The sequence below is a fragment of the Streptomyces sp. NPDC001220 genome (genome assembly GCF_053597895.1).
The window spans coordinates 417,078-431,160 of sequence record NZ_JBSFJE010000007.1 but is presented as its reverse complement, the minus strand read 5'-3'; the positions used below and the strand labels follow the sequence as shown (position 1 = coordinate 431,160).

14 protein-coding genes and 3 tRNA genes are annotated in these 14,083 nt (G+C 70.5%); 8 read left to right on the top strand and 9 right to left on the bottom strand.

The genetic code is table 11. The features are described from left to right. Positions 1 to 19 precede the first annotated feature (19 nt). The 8 genes from purM to purS all read right to left on the bottom strand — a co-directional run bounded on the left by purM (position 20) and on the right by purS (position 8,091). Positions 20 to 1,123 (bottom strand): phosphoribosylformylglycinamidine cyclo-ligase, encoded by a 1,104-nt coding sequence (purM, locus tag ACWDGI_RS19885; RefSeq protein ID WP_450760679.1) that lies wholly within the window; start codon positions 1,121 to 1,123, stop codon positions 20 to 22. Between the two features lie 34 nt (positions 1,124 to 1,157). After that, a complete protein-coding gene (gene purF / locus ACWDGI_RS19880) occupies positions 1,158 to 2,687 on the bottom strand; it encodes an amidophosphoribosyltransferase (protein WP_360481173.1) in 1,530 nt (509 codons plus the stop codon). A gap of 221 nt (positions 2,688 to 2,908) precedes the next feature. Next, the gene (locus ACWDGI_RS19875) at positions 2,909 to 3,382 is read right to left on the bottom strand and encodes an META domain-containing protein (protein ID WP_450760676.1); all 474 of its coding nucleotides are present in this window, start codon (positions 3,380 to 3,382) and stop codon (positions 2,909 to 2,911) included. A gap of 18 nt (positions 3,383 to 3,400) precedes the next feature. Continuing rightward, positions 3,401 to 4,198, bottom strand: a complete 798-nt coding sequence (locus ACWDGI_RS19870) for a sterol carrier family protein (RefSeq protein ID WP_450760674.1) — start codon at positions 4,196 to 4,198, stop codon at positions 3,401 to 3,403. 93 nt (positions 4,199 to 4,291) lie between these two features. Next, positions 4,292 to 4,804: a GNAT family N-acetyltransferase gene (locus tag ACWDGI_RS19865; RefSeq protein ID WP_450760672.1), complete on the bottom strand. Its 513-nt coding sequence runs from the start codon at positions 4,802 to 4,804 to the stop codon at positions 4,292 to 4,294. A 91-nt stretch (positions 4,805 to 4,895) separates the two neighbouring features. Then, positions 4,896 to 7,154 (bottom strand): phosphoribosylformylglycinamidine synthase subunit PurL, encoded by a 2,259-nt coding sequence (gene purL, locus ACWDGI_RS19860; RefSeq protein ID WP_450760670.1) that lies wholly within the window; start codon positions 7,152 to 7,154, stop codon positions 4,896 to 4,898. Further along, positions 7,151 to 7,831 (bottom strand): phosphoribosylformylglycinamidine synthase subunit PurQ, encoded by a 681-nt coding sequence (gene purQ, locus ACWDGI_RS19855; protein WP_450760668.1) that lies wholly within the window; start codon positions 7,829 to 7,831, stop codon positions 7,151 to 7,153. Before purQ ends, purL begins: the two co-directional genes overlap by 4 nt. Continuing rightward, entirely contained in the window at positions 7,828 to 8,091 is a 264-nt protein-coding gene (purS, locus tag ACWDGI_RS19850; RefSeq protein WP_093501106.1) for a phosphoribosylformylglycinamidine synthase subunit PurS, read from the bottom strand. The genes purQ and purS overlap by 4 nt, the downstream gene beginning before the upstream one ends. 359 nt (positions 8,092 to 8,450) lie before the next feature. Between purS and ACWDGI_RS19845 the strand changes: the two genes are divergently transcribed. The 8 genes from ACWDGI_RS19845 (at position 8,451) to ACWDGI_RS19810 (ending at position 13,036) form a co-directional block, all read left to right on the top strand. Further along, the gene (locus tag ACWDGI_RS19845) at positions 8,451 to 8,768 is read left to right on the top strand and encodes a histone-like nucleoid-structuring protein Lsr2 (RefSeq protein WP_351695523.1); all 318 of its coding nucleotides are present in this window, start codon (positions 8,451 to 8,453) and stop codon (positions 8,766 to 8,768) included. A 135-nt stretch (positions 8,769 to 8,903) separates the two neighbouring features. Next, positions 8,904 to 8,975: transfer RNA gene (locus tag ACWDGI_RS19840), tRNA-Gly, on the top strand. An 81-nt stretch (positions 8,976 to 9,056) separates the two neighbouring features. Further along, positions 9,057 to 9,132, top strand: a tRNA-Gly gene (locus ACWDGI_RS19835). Between the two features lie 139 nt (positions 9,133 to 9,271). Further along, entirely contained in the window at positions 9,272 to 10,207 is a 936-nt protein-coding gene (locus ACWDGI_RS19830) for an ABC transporter ATP-binding protein (RefSeq protein WP_450760665.1), read from the top strand. Positions 10,208 to 10,239: 32 nt separating this feature from the next. Beyond that, positions 10,240 to 11,034 (top strand): ABC transporter permease, encoded by a 795-nt coding sequence (locus ACWDGI_RS19825; protein WP_450760747.1) that lies wholly within the window; start codon positions 10,240 to 10,242, stop codon positions 11,032 to 11,034. Positions 11,035 to 11,082: 48 nt separating this feature from the next. After that, complete coding sequence (locus ACWDGI_RS19820; protein WP_450760663.1) at positions 11,083 to 12,330, top strand: sensor histidine kinase; 1,248 nt, start codon at positions 11,083 to 11,085, stop codon at positions 12,328 to 12,330. Then, on the top strand, positions 12,327 to 12,941 hold the full coding sequence (locus tag ACWDGI_RS19815) for a response regulator transcription factor (protein WP_351744512.1): 615 nt from the start codon (positions 12,327 to 12,329) through the stop codon (positions 12,939 to 12,941). Before ACWDGI_RS19820 ends, ACWDGI_RS19815 begins: the two co-directional genes overlap by 4 nt. Before the next feature lie 22 nt (positions 12,942 to 12,963). Continuing rightward, a tRNA-Gly gene (locus ACWDGI_RS19810) sits at positions 12,964 to 13,036 on the top strand. A gap of 125 nt (positions 13,037 to 13,161) precedes the next feature. Here ACWDGI_RS19810 and ACWDGI_RS19805 read toward each other — a convergent pair. Next, positions 13,162 to 14,076 carry a phosphoribosylaminoimidazolesuccinocarboxamide synthase gene (locus ACWDGI_RS19805; RefSeq protein ID WP_450760661.1) on the bottom strand — a complete coding sequence of 305 codons (915 nt, stop codon included), beginning with the start codon at positions 14,074 to 14,076 and terminating at the stop codon, positions 13,162 to 13,164. Positions 14,077 to 14,083 lie beyond the last annotated feature (7 nt).

Genomic DNA, 14,083 nt, shown 5'->3' with positions numbered 1-14,083 from the left:
TCCGCACCTGCCGGAGCGGCTAGTTCGGCGCGTAGTCGCCGACCAGCTCCGCGCCCGTGGTGTGCTCGCCGCGCTCGGTGATCTCGCCGGCCACCCATGCGTCGACCCCGCGGTCGGCCAGTGTGGCCAGCGCCACGTCCACCGATTCCTGCGGGACCATCGCGATCATGCCGACGCCCATGTTGAGCGTCTTCTCCAGCTCGAGCCGCTCGACCTTGCCGGTCCGGCCGACCAGGTCGAAGATCGCACCCGGCGTCCAGGTGGCCCGGTCGACGGTCGCGTGCAGGTGGTCCGGGATGACCCGGGCCAGGTTCGCGGCGAGTCCACCGCCGGTCACATGGCTGAAGGCGTGCACCTCGGCGGTGCGGATCAGGGCCAGGCAGTCCAGCGAGTAGATCTTGGTCGGCTCCAGCAGCTCCTCGCCGAGCGTGCGGCCGAGCTCCTCGACGTGCGCGTCGAGCGGGAGCCCCGCCTGGTTCAGCAGAACATGCCGGACCAGGGAGTACCCGTTGGAGTGAAGCCCGGAGGACGCCATGGCGATCACCGCGTCACCCGTACGGATACGATCCGCGCCGAGCAGCCGGTCGGCCTCCACCACGCCCGTACCGGCGCCGGCCACGTCGAAGTCGTCCGCGCCGAGGAGGCCCGGGTGCTCCGCGGTCTCGCCGCCCACCAGGGCGCAGCCGGCCAGCACACAGCCCTCGGCGATGCCCTTGACGATCGCGGCGACCCGCTCGGGGTGGACCTTGCCGACGCAGATGTAGTCGGTCATGAAGAGCGGCTCCGCGCCGCACACCACGATGTCGTCCATGACCATGGCGACCAGGTCGTGGCCGATGGTGTCGTACACGCCCAGCTGCCGGGCGATGTCGACCTTGGTGCCCACGCCGTCCGTGGCGGAGGCGAGCAGCGGGCGCTCGTAGTGCTTGAGGGCGGAGGCGTCGAAGAGGCCGGCGAAGCCGCCGATGCCGCCGAGGACCTCGGGGCGCCGGGTCTTCTTCACCCACTCCTTCATCAACTCGACGGCGCGGTCGCCCGCTTCGATGTCGACGCCGGCAGCCGCGTAGGAAGCACCGGGAACTGCACCCGTCGCCGGAGGTGACTGATTGTCTGCAGCAGACATTGCCTGGGATCTTTCGGGTTGGTTGCTACGGGGCTTACGGGCGACGGATCGCGTCGGCCGCGGCCGTGGCTGCCGGACCGGCGGCCAGTTCGGTCTCCAGGAGCTGCTTGCCCAGCAGCTCGGGGTCCGGGAGCTCCATCGGGTACTCGCCGTCGAAGCAGGCACGGCAGAGGTTCGGCTTGGCGATGGTGGTCGCCTCGATCATGCCGTCGATGGAGATGTAGGCCAGGGAGTCGGCGCCGAGCGAGGTGCCGATCTCGTCGATGGTCATGCCGTTGGCGATGAGCTCGGCGCGGGTGGCGAAGTCGATGCCGAAGAAGCAGGGCCACTTCACGGGCGGCGAGGAGATCCGGATGTGGACCTCGGCCGCGCCCGCCTCGCGCAGCATGCGCACCAGGGCCCGCTGGGTGTTGCCGCGCACGATCGAGTCGTCGACGACGACCAGCCGCTTGCCCCTGATGACTTCCTTCAGCGGGTTCAGCTTCAGGCGGATGCCGAGCTGCCGGATGGTCTGCGAGGGCTGGATGAAGGTCCGGCCGACGTAGGCGTTCTTGACCAGACCGTTGCCGAACGGGATGCCCGAGGCCTCCGCGTAGCCGACGGCGGCGGGAGTGCCGGACTCCGGGGTCGCTATCACCAGGTCGGCGTCGACCGGGGCTTCCTTGGCCAGCTTCCGGCCCATCTCCACCCGGGAGAGGTAGACGTTCCGCCCGGCGATGTCGGTGTCGGGGCGGGCCAGGTACACGTATTCGAAGACACAGCCCTTGGGCTTCGCATCCGCGAATCGCGAGGTACGCAGACCGTTCTCGTCGATGGCGACGAACTCGCCCGGCTCGATCTCGCGCACGAAGCTGGCACCGCAGATGTCGAGGGCGGCGGACTCCGAGGCGATCACCCAGCCGCGCTCCAGGCGGCCGAGGACCAGCGGGCGGATGCCCTGCGGGTCGCGGGCGGCGTAGAGGGTGTGCTCGTCCATGAAGACGAGGGAGAAGGCGCCCCGGACCTTCGGCAGGACCGCGTGCGCGGCCTCCTCGATGGTCAGCGGCTTGCCGTCGGCGTCGACCTGGGCCGCGAGGAGCGCGGTGAGCAGGTCGGTGTCGTTGGTGGCGGCGACCCGGGTGGACCGGCCGTGGGTGTCCTTGGGGAGGTCGGCGACCATCTCGGCGAGCTGCGCCGTGTTGACGAGGTTGCCGTTGTGGCCGAGCGCGATCGAGCCGTGCGCGGTGGCGCGGAACGTCGGCTGGGCGTTCTCCCACACGGAGGCACCGGTGGTCGAGTAGCGGGCGTGACCGACCGCGATATGCCCCTGGAGCGAACCGAGGGAGGTCTCGTCGAAGACCTGGGAGACCAGCCCCATGTCCTTGAAGACGAGGATCTGGGAGCCGTTGCTGACCGCGATACCCGCGGATTCCTGGCCCCGATGCTGGAGGGCGTAGAGCCCGAAGTACGTGAGCTTGGCGACCTCTTCGCCCGGAGCCCAGACACCGAAGACGCCGCAAGCGTCCTGGGGGCCCTTCTCACCGGGGAGCAGATCGTGATTGAGGAGACCGTCACCACGTGGCACGGCACCGAGTGTAGGCGAGATCGACCACTGGTCCGAATTGGGGATACCCGGCCGTAATGGATCTACGACCGGGGGCGCGGTTGTGGGTTTCTCCATTTCCGCTGGTCAGCGCGGTGGGAGGAATCTCCAGCCGGGGCACGTTCGTGCGCACCTGTGCCCGCGCAACCCCCTCACACCGTATCTCTGAGTGAGGTGTCGCACATCATTCGGGGCACCGGAGGTCACTTCCTGGACAGCTCGACCCGGTCGCCGCCGTCGGTGGTGAGGGTGAGTTTCCTGCCGTCGGCCCGGGTGGTGAGCGGTCCCGCGGTGAGGGTGCGGGCGAGGGCGCGCTCGAAGGTCATGCGGGTGTTGTCGCAGGCCATGCGGGTGGTGCGGGCGTTGCTCAGCCGGATCCGGTCGTCCGTGACCTTCGCCGTGGCGCTGAACTGGTTGCACCCGTAGCTGCCGGCGGCCCTGCCGTCGTCGATCTTCACGTGGGCGGATGCCGGGGCGCGCCGGGTGGTGCCGTCCACGGTGACGCTGTCGACGGTCCACTCGATCCCGGTCACCGGTGGCTGGGAGCCCACGGAGACACCGGCTTTCTCACCGCCGCAGGCCACCGCGAGCGGGACGAGCACGGCGGCGGCCGTCATGGTCAGGGTCCTGTGCTGCGTGCGCTGCTTGTACCCGTACATGCCGGTTCGACGGAACACCCCGGATGATCGGTTCCCTCAGCTCATGAGGGGCAGCAGGGCCCCGATGTCCGCCCGCTCGCCGCTGGCGCTGACCTTGGCGTCCGCCAGCGCCTCCGGCCACCCCAGCCGTCCGGTGGCCAGCCGGATCCAGGTGAGCGGATCGGTCTCGACGACGTTCGGCGGGGTGCCCCGGGTGTGCCGGGGACCTTCGACGCACTGCACCACGGCGTACGGCGGCACGCGCACCTCGGTGGAGCCGCCGGGCGCCTTGACCGCGAGCGCGTCGGCGAGCAGCCGGGTGCAGGCGGCCAGGGCCTGCCGGTCGAACGGCACCTCCGGTCCCGCGACGGCCGCGTTGAGGTCGTCGGTGTGGACGACCAGCTCGACGGTCCGGGTGACCAGGTAGTCGTCCAGGGACATCGCGCCGGCGCTGGTGGCGAGCAGCCGGGTGCCGGGGTGGGCGGCGAGCAGGGCACGGAGACTGTCGTCGGCCTCGGCGAGGTAGGCGTCGAGATCGGGGTGGCCGTCGGCGAGCCGCCGGGTGAAGTCGGAGATCGCCGAGGAGTTGACGGCGGTCCGGAAGGGCCAGTCGAGAGGAGCCGCGTCCGCCGTGGCCGGCTCGGGCTCGGCCAGGGCCCGGTGGACGGCGGTGACCGCCATCCCGATATGGGCGACGAGGTCCCGTACGGTCCACTCGCCGAGCCGGGTGGGGAGCGCGAGCTGCTCGGGGGTGAGCGTACGGACGGCGTCCCGCACGTGGGCGAACTGGGCGAGGACCGCCGTTCTGGTTCGGGCCGGGTCGTACGTCCTGGTGCGCTTCTTGGCGGGAGGCATGGCGGTGAGCGTATTCCCTCGGTCCGGCAGTGCTGCGCGATCCCGGCGCGGTCCAGGCCCTCGGCACCGATCCGGAGACTGCCGGGCTCGCGGTCAGGGGGCGAGGTCGGCGGCCGGGGTGATCACCCAGTGGTTGCTGTGGATGACCCGGTCCGCGAAGTCGACGTCGATCTCCCCGAGGAGCCGGAAGCCGAGGGATCGGCAGATGCCGTTCGAGGGGCCGTTGGCCGTCGCCGGGAAGGCATGGATGTCTCCCCAGCGGCCCTCGTCCCGGGCCTGTCGGAGGAGGGTGCGGGTGGCGAGCTTGCCGAGGCCGCGGCCCTGGAACTCGGGGAGGACCATCCAGCCGATCTCCGAGACCGGCTCCCCGCCCTCGTCGTGCGCCCAGACGCAGACATGGCCCGCGACGACCTCGGGGACACCCGGATCGGGGACGATCATCTTGATCCAGGAGGTGCCGGCCGCCGCCGCCTCGGCGTCCCGGCGCACCTTGTCCCTCATGCCGTCGCTGGGCAACGGCCCGCCGAGGTCCCGCATCATGACGGGGTCGCAGCGCATGCGGACGTAGGCGTCCACGTCGTCCGGGGTGACATCACGCAAGTACATGTCAGAAGGATGGAGTGTCCGAGGGCGTCCTGCACGCAAAACGGCCCTGCCCGTCCGCTAGGCACAGGCAGGGCCGTACGACCGGCGCCGGCTACGCGAGCAGCGCCTCGATCGTGCCCTCGTGGGCCTCGCGGAGTTCCGCCAGCGAGAGCTCGAACTCGCCCTGGATCTCCACCGACTCGCCGTCCACGACACCGATGCGGGCCACCGGCAGGCCGCGCGCGCCGCACATGTCGTTGAAGCGGACCTCCTCCGAGCGCGGCACCGCGACGATCGCGCGCCCGGCCGACTCGGAGAGGAGGAACGTGAAGGCGTCGAGCCCGTCCGGTACGACCAGACGCGCGCCCTTGCCGCCGAGCAGCGCCGACTCCACGACCGCCTGGATCAGACCGCCGTCGGACAGGTCGTGCGCCGAGTCGATCATGCCGTCGCGGGACGCGGAGATCAGGATCTCGGCCAGGAGGCGCTCGCGCTCCAGGTCGACCTTCGGCGGCAGGCCGCCCAGGTGGTCGTGGACGACCTGGGACCAGGCCGAACCGCCGAACTCCTCGCGGGTGTCACCGAGGAGGTAGAGCAGCTGCCCGTCCTCCTGGAAGGCGACCGGCGTGCGCCGGGCGACGTCGTCGATCACGCCGAGGACGGCGACCACCGGGGTGGGGTGGATGGCCGCCTCGCCGGTCTGGTTGTAGAGCGAGACGTTGCCGCCGGTCACCGGGGTGCCCAGCTGCAGACAGCCGTCCGCCAGACCGCGTACCGCCTCGGCGAACTGCCACATCACCGCCGGGTCCTCCGGCGAACCGAAGTTCAGGCAGTCGGAGACGGCGAGGGGCTTCGCGCCGGTCGTCGCCACGTTCCGGTAGGCCTCGGCCAGCGCCAGCTGGGCGCCCGCGTACGGGTCCAGCTTGGCGAAGCGGCCGTTGCCGTCCGTCGCGATCGCGACCCCGAGGCCGGTCTCCTCGTCCACGCGGATCATGCCGGAGTCCTCCGGCTGGGCGAGGACGGTGTTGCCCTGCACGAAGTGGTCGTACTGCGAGGTGATCCACTTCTTGGAGGCCTGGTTGGGGGAGCCGACCAGCTTCAGGACCTGGTCCTTCAGCTCCTCGGCGGTGGCCGGCCGGGCCAGCTTGTTCGCGTCGTCCGCCTGCAGGGCGTCCTGCCAGGACGGGCGGGCGTACGGGCGCTCGTAGACCGGGCCGTCGTGCGCGACCGTGCGCGGGTCGACGTCCACGATCTTCTCGCCGTGCCAGAAGATCTCGAGGCGGTCGCCGTCGGTCACCTCACCGATGACGGTGGCGATGACGTCCCACTTCTCGCAGATCTCCAGGAAGCGCTCGACCTTCGCCGGCTCCACGACCGCGCACATGCGTTCCTGCGACTCGCTCATGAGGATTTCCTCGGGCGAGAGGGTCGAGTCGCGCAGCGGTACGTCGTCGAGGGTGACGGTCATGCCGCCGGAGCCGTTCGACGCCAGTTCGCTGGTGGCGCAGGACAGGCCCGCCGCGCCCAGGTCCTGGATGCCGACGACCAGCTTCTCGGCGAAGGCTTCCAGCGTGCACTCGATCAGGAGCTTCTCCTGGAACGGGTCGCCGACCTGCACCGCCGGGCGCTTCGACGGCTTGGCGTCGTCGAAGGTCTCGCTCGCCAGGATCGACGCGCCGCCGATGCCGTCGCCGCCGGTCCTGGCGCCGTACAGGATGACCTGGTTGCCCGCGCCGGAGGCCTTGGCGAGGTGGATGTCCTCGTGCCGCATCACACCGATGGCACCGGCGTTGACCAGCGGGTTGCCCTGGTAGCAGGCGTCGAAGACGACCTCGCCGCCGATGTTGGGCAGGCCCAGGCAGTTGCCGTAGCCGCCGATGCCGGCGACGACGCCGGGCAGCACCCGCTTGGTGTCGGGGTGGTCGGCGGCGCCGAAGCGCAGCGGGTCGACCACGGCGACCGGGCGGGCGCCCATCGCGATGATGTCGCGGACGATGCCGCCGACGCCGGTCGCGGCGCCCTGGTAGGGCTCGACGTACGACGGGTGGTTGTGCGACTCGACCTTGAAGGTGACCGCGTAGCCCTGGCCGACGTCGACGACGCCCGCGTTCTCGCCGATGCCCACCAGCAGCGCGTCGCTCTGCGGGGCCTTCTCGCCGAACTGGCGGAGGTGGACCTTGGAGGACTTGTACGAGCAGTGCTCGGACCACATCACCGAGTACATGGCGAGTTCGGCGCCGGTCGGACGGCGGCCGAGGATCTCCACCACCCGCTCGTACTCGTCCTTCTTCAGGCCGAGTTCGGCCCAGGGCAGCTCGACGTCGGGGGTCGCGGCCGCGTGCTCGACCGTGTCCAGAGGCGTCCGGCTCATGCGTTGACCAGCTTCTTGAGGATCGAGGTGAAGAAGGGCAGACCGTCGGTGCGGCCGCTGCCGATGAGCGGCTCGACGGCGTGCTCCGGGTGCGGCATCAGGCCTACGACGTTCCCGGCCTCGTTGGTGATGCCGGCGATGTCGCGGAGGCTGCCGTTGGGGTTGAGGTCTAGGTAGCGGAAGACCACCCGGCCCTCGGCCTCAAGCTTGTCCAGCGTGTACTCGTCGGCGACGTACCGGCCGTCCATGTTCTTCAGCGGAATGTGGATCTCCTGGCCCTCGCGGTAGTCGCCGGTCCAGGCGGTCCCCGCGTTCTCCACCCGCAGCTTCTGGTCGCGGCAGATGAAGTGGAGGTGGTTGTTGCCGAGCATCGCGCCCGGGAGCAGATGGGCCTCGGTGAGGACCTGGAAGCCGTTGCAGATACCGAGGACCGGGAGGCCGGCCTTCGCCTGCTCGATGAGGGTCTCCATCACCGGCGAGAAACGGGAGATGGCGCCGGCCCGCAGATAGTCGCCGTAGGAGAAACCGCCCGGGAGGACCACCGCGTCGACCTGGTGGAGGTCCTTGTCCTTGTGCCAGAGGGCCACCGGTTCGGCACCCGCGAGCCGGATCGCACGCTGGGTGTCCCGGTCGTCGAGACTTCCCGGGAAAGTGACGACGCCAATACGAGCGGTCACTTGGCCGCCTCCGCGACTTCATCCACCCGAACGGTGAAGTCCTCGATCACCGTGTTGGCGAGGAAGGATTCCGCAAGATCGTGGATGCGGGCGAGCGCGGCCTCGTCGACCGGCCCGTCAACTTCCAGTTCGAATCGCTTTCCCTGACGGACATCGGAGATGCCTTCGAAACCCAGGCGCGGCAGCGCACGCTGGACCGCCTGGCCCTGGGGGTCGAGGATCTCCGGCTTGAGCATGACGTCGACTACGACGCGTGCCACTGGCACTCCCGGTGTTGTGGTGCTGGCTGCTGAGCAGTTACCCGCCGGTGCTCCGACAGGCGTCTTCAGACTACCCGCACAAAATTTCTACGCGGGTAGAGTTGTAGGAAACTACGTGAGCCGCATCACGATCGGGTGACAGCGGGGGATCCACACGAAAAGTTCTGGGAAAGTTCCCCGGGTTCGCCCACGACATCTATTGCGTCCGGGACACGCGGACGGATTTAGTCGGGCTTCACTTTGTATTGCCAGGCACTGTACAAATGAATTGGCAATAGCCGATACTCGGCACGTCATCTCCGCCATCGCGTCATCGTCGATGAGCTGTATAGACGTGCCACACGAAGGGACCGATATTCGTGGCGCAGAAGGTCGTGGTCACTCTCTTTGACGACATCGACGGCTCGGAAGCGGCGGAAACGATCGCCTTCGGACTCGACGGCAAGTCGTACGAGATCGATCTGAATCAAGCCAACGCCAAGGAACTGCGTAAGGCCCTGGAGCCGTACGTGACGGCCGGCCGCAAGCGGTCGAAGTCGGGCAAGGCGTACAAGCAGACGGAGGTCGCCCCCGACCCGGCGGCCGTCCGCGCCTGGGCACAGGCGAACAAGATGGATGTCCCGGCGCGCGGTCGCATCCCGAAGAAGGTCTACGAGGCGTTCAGCGCCGCGCAGTGAGGCGCGGCTCGGGCTGTCCTCAGGGACCGTCACCGGCCCCCGAGGACAGCCGACTTGCGCTACCCCCCTGCTGATCAGCTAATGTCTGGAGCACGCCGAGGGGCACGCCGAAAGGTCGAAACCCACGGAGTACATGCGGGTGTAGTTCAGTAGCAGAACATCCCCCTTCCAGGGGGAAGGCGCAGTGTGCAATTCCTGTCACCCGCTCTGCACCGCCGGTCCTGGTCATGCTTGTGGATCAGGTAGGCTGGTGCTCGCACCGATCGGTGGGAGCCGGTCGGGAGCAGTGCGGACGTAGCTCAGTTGGTAGAGCGCAACCTTGCCAAGGTTGAGGTCGCGAGTTCGAGCCTCGTCGTCCGCTCCAGCTCGTAGGAGAAACCCCAGTCATACGACTGGGGTTTTTTCGTGCGCCTTCGGTCCCCATCGCGGGCTCTGACATTTGTCATGTGGAGTGATGACACCGCGCACTGCTGCCGGGCCCGGGCGCCGGGGACGCTCGTTCCATGGAAGCCATCGAAGACAACGAACACGTGATTGAGGTCACAGACCTCCGGCGTGCCTACGGGGGCGGGTTCGAGGCGGTCCGTGGAATCACCTTCTCGGTGGGCCGTGGGGAGATCTTCGCGCTCCTCGGCACCAACGGCGCCGGCAAGACCTCCACGGTCGAACTGCTGGAGGGCCTCGCACCGCCGACCGGGGGCCGGGTCCGGGTGCTGGGCCACGATCCGCACCGGGAGCGGGCCGCCGTACGGCCGCGCACCGGCGTGATGCTCCAGGAGGGCGGCTTCCCGTCCGAGCTGACCGCCGGCGAGACCGTCCGGATGTGGGCCGGCTGTACGACCGGAGCCCGGCCCACGGCCGAGGCGCTCGGCCTGGTCGGGCTCGCCGGCAAGGCGGACGTCCGGGTCAAGCAGCTCTCCGGCGGTGAGCGGCGCCGCCTCGACCTGGCGCTCGCGCTGCTCGGCCGGCCCGAGGTGCTGTTCCTGGACGAGCCGACGACCGGCCTCGACGCCGAAGGGCGCCGGGACACCTGGCAGTTGGTGCGATCCCTGCGTGACGCCGGAACGGCCGTCCTGCTCACCACGCACTACCTGGAAGAGGCCGAGGACCTCGCCGACCGGCTCGCCATCCTGCACGAGGGGCGGATCGCGGCCACCGGAACACCGGGCGAGGTGACCGCGGACCGGCCCGCACGGATCTCCTTCGAGCTGCCGCTCGGCTACTTCGTGGGCGACCTGCCGCCGCTCGCCGCCCTGGGCGTGTGCGGTCACGAGACCGACGGCCGGGCCGTACGGCTGCGGACCCGCGAAGTGCAGCGGACGGCCACCGGAGTGCTGACCTGGGCCCAGCGGTCCGGGGTCGAGCTGGACCGGCTGGAGGTGCGGTCGGCCTCGCTGGAGGAGGCGTTCCTGGGAATCGCGAAGGAGGCGGTCGTATGAGCACGGTGGACCTCGGCGGGCGCCGGGACGCGATGCCCGCCGCGTCCCGGCACCGGGCGGCACTCTCGGCCTCCCGGCGCCGGCTGGGAGCGCTCGGCCGCGCCGAGCTGCTGCTCCTCGGCCGCAATCGCGGTGCGGTGCTCACCGCGCTGCTGGTGCCGCTCGCACTGCCGTTCAGTGTGCGGCCCGCCATCGACCAGATCGACCTCAAGGCCCAGGGGCTGAACGTCGGCACGCTGATGCTGACCGCGGCGACCGGGTTCTCCTTCCTCTTCGCCGTGTACACGTCCCTGGTGAGCGCGTACGTGGCCCGCCGCGAGGAGCTCGTCCTCAAGCGGCTGCGCAGCGGCGAGCCGGCCGACGCCGAGATCCTGGCCGGCACCGCCCTGCCCGCCCTCTGTCTGGGGCTGGCCCAGGCGCTGGTGCTCGCCGTCGGCTGCGCGGTGCTCCTCGACGCCGGCGCGCCGAAGGCGCCGTATCTCACCCTGCTCGGGCTGCTTCTGGGCCTGCTGCTCAGCGCCGCGCTCGCCGCGCTCACCTCGGTGGTCACCCGGACCACCGAGAGCGCCCAGGTCACCGCGCTGCCGCTGGTCTTCGTCTCGATGCTGGGCTCGGGCATCGCCGTACCCACCGACGTCCTGCCCGACCGCCTCGCCTCGGTCTGTGAATTCCTCCCGCTCTCCCCGGCCGTCCGGCTGGTCCGCGCGGGCTGGACCGGCGAGCTCGGCGCCTACCAGGCGACGGGCACGGTCCTCACCGCGCTGGCCTGGACCGTGGTCGCGGTGTTTGCTGTACGGCGGTGGTTCCGCTGGGAACCCCGGCGCTGAGTGCGAACGAGCCGGAACGGCACAGAACGGGACGGGACGGGACCGGGGATGAGCGGGGCAGGCGGCTGGTGGCGGGCGAAGACCACGCCCGCCAAGGTCGAGACGTACACACGCTGGTCGTTCCACTTCTTCGCGGTGGTCGAGGTGACCGCGATCGGACTCCCGGTCTTCGGGGAGGTGAGGGCGGCGCTCTCGGGCTGGATGACCGCGATGGTCGTCGTCCACGCGGTGCTCTGCGCGCTGACCGCCTCCCGGGCGCTGGACTGGACGCGGGGCCGCCGGGAACAGCCGGTGCGGCTGCTGTGGGTGCTCGGCGCGGTCACCTACGTCTTCGCCGTCACCGCCCTGGTGCTGCGCGGGCACGGCGGACCGGGCGACGACACGCACAGCGCGGCGACCACCGTGTTCGTGGGGATCCTGGCGTTCGGGGCCGGCACCACGGCGCTCGGCGTCCGCGACCGGCACCGGGCGCTGGCGTTGATCGCGGGCTTCGCGGGCGGGGCGGCCGTGGTCTCCGTCCCGCTCGGCGTGCCCGGGATCGCCGCGCTGGTCACGGCGGTCGTGGTCTTCATGGCCGGCGGCGGCCTCGCCGCCACCTCGGGCTTCTCCGTCTGGCTGCTGAACGCCGTCTACGAACTCGACGAGGCCCGGGAGACCCGTGCCCGGCTCGCCGTCGCCGAGGAACGGCTGCGGTTCGGCCGCGATCTGCACGACGTGCTCGGCCGCAACCTCGCCGTCATCGCCCTCAAGAGCGAACTGGCCGTGCGGCTGGTCCGCCGCGAACGGCCCGAGGCCGTGGAGCAGATGATCGAGGTGCAGCGGATCGCCCAGGAGTCGCAGCGGGAGGTACGGGCCGTCGTACGGGGCTACCGGGACGCCGACCTCGCGGCCGAACTGGCGGGCGCTCAGGGCGTGTTGGCAGCGGCCGGCATCCACTGCACGGTGACCGGCGACACCGCGGGCCTGCCCGCCGAGGTTCAGTCGGCCCTCGGCTGGGTGGTACGGGAGACGACCACCAATGTCCTGCGGCACGGAGACGCGGGACAGTGCACGGTGGGCCTGCGGGTACTGGAGGGACGCGTGGTGCTGACGGTGGAGAACGACGGGGTCGCCGGGCGGGCCGGCGGCAAGAGCGGGGGTGGCGGGTCCGGGATCGCCGGGCTGCGGGAGCGGCTCGCGGCGGTGGAGGGCACGTTGGAGGCGGGGCCGGTGGGGGCGGACGGGTTCCGGGTGGTGGCCTCGGTGCCGCTGACCGGTCGTACGGCCGATGCGAAGGTGAGCGGAGTCACCTCATGACCTCTCCGGTACGGCTGTTGCTCGCCGACGACGAGCATCTGATCCGGGGCGCGCTCGCCGCCCTGCTCGGCCTCGAGGACGACCTCGTCGTGGTCGCGGAGGCGGCCACCGGACCCGAGGCGCTCGCCATGGCGCGGGCCCATCGGCCCGACGTGGCGGTACTGGATCTGCAGATGCCGGGGGCGGACGGTGTGAAGGTCGCCACATCACTGCGGGCCGAACTGCCCGGCTGCCAGGTGCTGATCGTGACCGGTCACGGCCGCCCCGGGCACCTGAAACGCGCCCTGGCCGCCGGTGTGCGGGGGTTCGTCCCGAAGACGGTCAGTGCGCAGCGGCTCGCGGAGATCATCCGTACCGTGCATGCGGGAAACCGCTACGTCGACCCCGAGTTGGCCGCCGACGCGATCTCCGCCGGCGACTCGCCGCTGACCGCCCGGGAGGCCGAGGTGCTGGAACTGGCGGCCGACGGAGCGCCGGTCGCGGAGATCGCCGAGCGAGCCGCGCTGTCGCCGGGAACCGTACGGAACTACCTCTCCTCGGCCGTCACCAAGCTCGGTGCGGAGAACCGTCATACGGCAGTGCGTCTCGCTCGGGAGCGAGGTTGGGTATAGTTGCTCTCGCGCCACGGCGCATGCGGACGTAGCTCAGTTGGTAGAGCGCAACCTTGCCAAGGTTGAGGTCGCGAGTTCGAGCCTCGTCGTCCGCTCCGAAAAAGGCCCCCGGTTTCCACCGGGGGCCTTTCGCGTGGGCCCTGCCGTGCAGGGCCCCCTTGCCTTGACGCCGTCCTTTGTACGGTCCTTCACGCAGTCCTTTGTGCGGCCCCTCGAGCGGTCAGCTCCAGCTCTGGCCGGTCAGCCGCTCGTACGCCTCGATGTACTTCGCCCGGGTCGCCTCGACCACCCGCTGCGGCAGCGGCGGCGGGGGCTGCTCGCTCTTCCGGTCCCAGCCGGACTCGGCCGAGGTCAGCCAGTCGCGCACGAACTGCTTGTCGAACGACGGCTGGGCCCGGCCCGGCTCCCACTCGTCGGCCGGCCAGAAGCGGGAGGAGTCCGGGGTGAGGACCTCGTCGGCGAGGACCAGGGCGACGTCGCCGTCGGCGCCCTGCTCCAGGCCGAACTCGAACTTGGTGTCGGCCAGGATGATCCCCCGGTCCCGGGCGATGTCCCGGGCCCGCCCGTACACCGCGAGGGTGGCCTGGCGCAGCTGGGCGGCCGTCTCGGCGCCGACCTGCCGGGCGACCTCCTCGTACGACACGTTCTCGTCGTGCTCGCCGACCTCGGCCTTGGTGGCCGGGGTGAAGATCGGGGCGGGCAGCTCGGAGCCGTCGACCAGGCCCTCGGGCAGGGCGAGGCCGCAGACCGTACGGGAGTCCTGGTACTCGGCCAGGCCCGAGCCGGTGAGATAGCCGCGCGCCACGCACTCGACCGGGAGCATCTTCAGCGACTTGCAGACCAGGGTGCGGCCCGCCCAGTCGGCGGGGGCGCCCTCGGGCAGCTCGGTGCTGATGACGTGGTTGGGGGCGAGGTCGGCGAGCTTGTCGAACCACCACAGGGAGAGCTGGGTGAGCACCCGGCCCTTGTCGGGGATCTCGGTCGGCAGCACCCAGTCGTACGCGGACAAGCGGTCGCTGGCGACCATCACGAGGTCCCCGGCCGCGTTCTGGTACAGCTCGCGCACCTTGCCGGTGTGCAGATGCACCAGTCCCGGCACCTCGACGGGCTCGGGCTTTTCGACGAATCCGGACACGGTTCCT

Excerpts from the sequence above, each read along its gene's own strand:
- ACWDGI_RS19815 (WP_351744512.1), top strand. The coding sequence starts at position 12,327 with ATGACCTCTCCGGTACGGCTGTTGCTCGCCGACGACGAGCATCTGATC.
- ACWDGI_RS19820 (WP_450760663.1), top strand. The coding sequence starts at position 11,083 with ATGAGCGGGGCAGGCGGCTGGTGGCGGGCGAAGACCACGCCCGCCAAG.
- ACWDGI_RS19870 (WP_450760674.1), bottom strand. The coding sequence starts at position 4,198 with ATGCCTCCCGCCAAGAAGCGCACCAGGACGTACGACCCGGCCCGAACC.
- ACWDGI_RS19830 (WP_450760665.1), top strand. The coding sequence starts at position 9,272 with ATGGAAGCCATCGAAGACAACGAACACGTGATTGAGGTCACAGACCTC.
- ACWDGI_RS19865 (WP_450760672.1), bottom strand. The coding sequence starts at position 4,804 with ATGTACTTGCGTGATGTCACCCCGGACGACGTGGACGCCTACGTCCGC.
- purL (WP_450760670.1), bottom strand. The coding sequence starts at position 7,154 with ATGAGCCGGACGCCTCTGGACACGGTCGAGCACGCGGCCGCGACCCCC.
- ACWDGI_RS19825 (WP_450760747.1), top strand. The coding sequence starts at position 10,240 with ATGCCCGCCGCGTCCCGGCACCGGGCGGCACTCTCGGCCTCCCGGCGC.
- purM (WP_450760679.1), bottom strand. The coding sequence starts at position 1,123 with ATGTCTGCTGCAGACAATCAGTCACCTCCGGCGACGGGTGCAGTTCCC.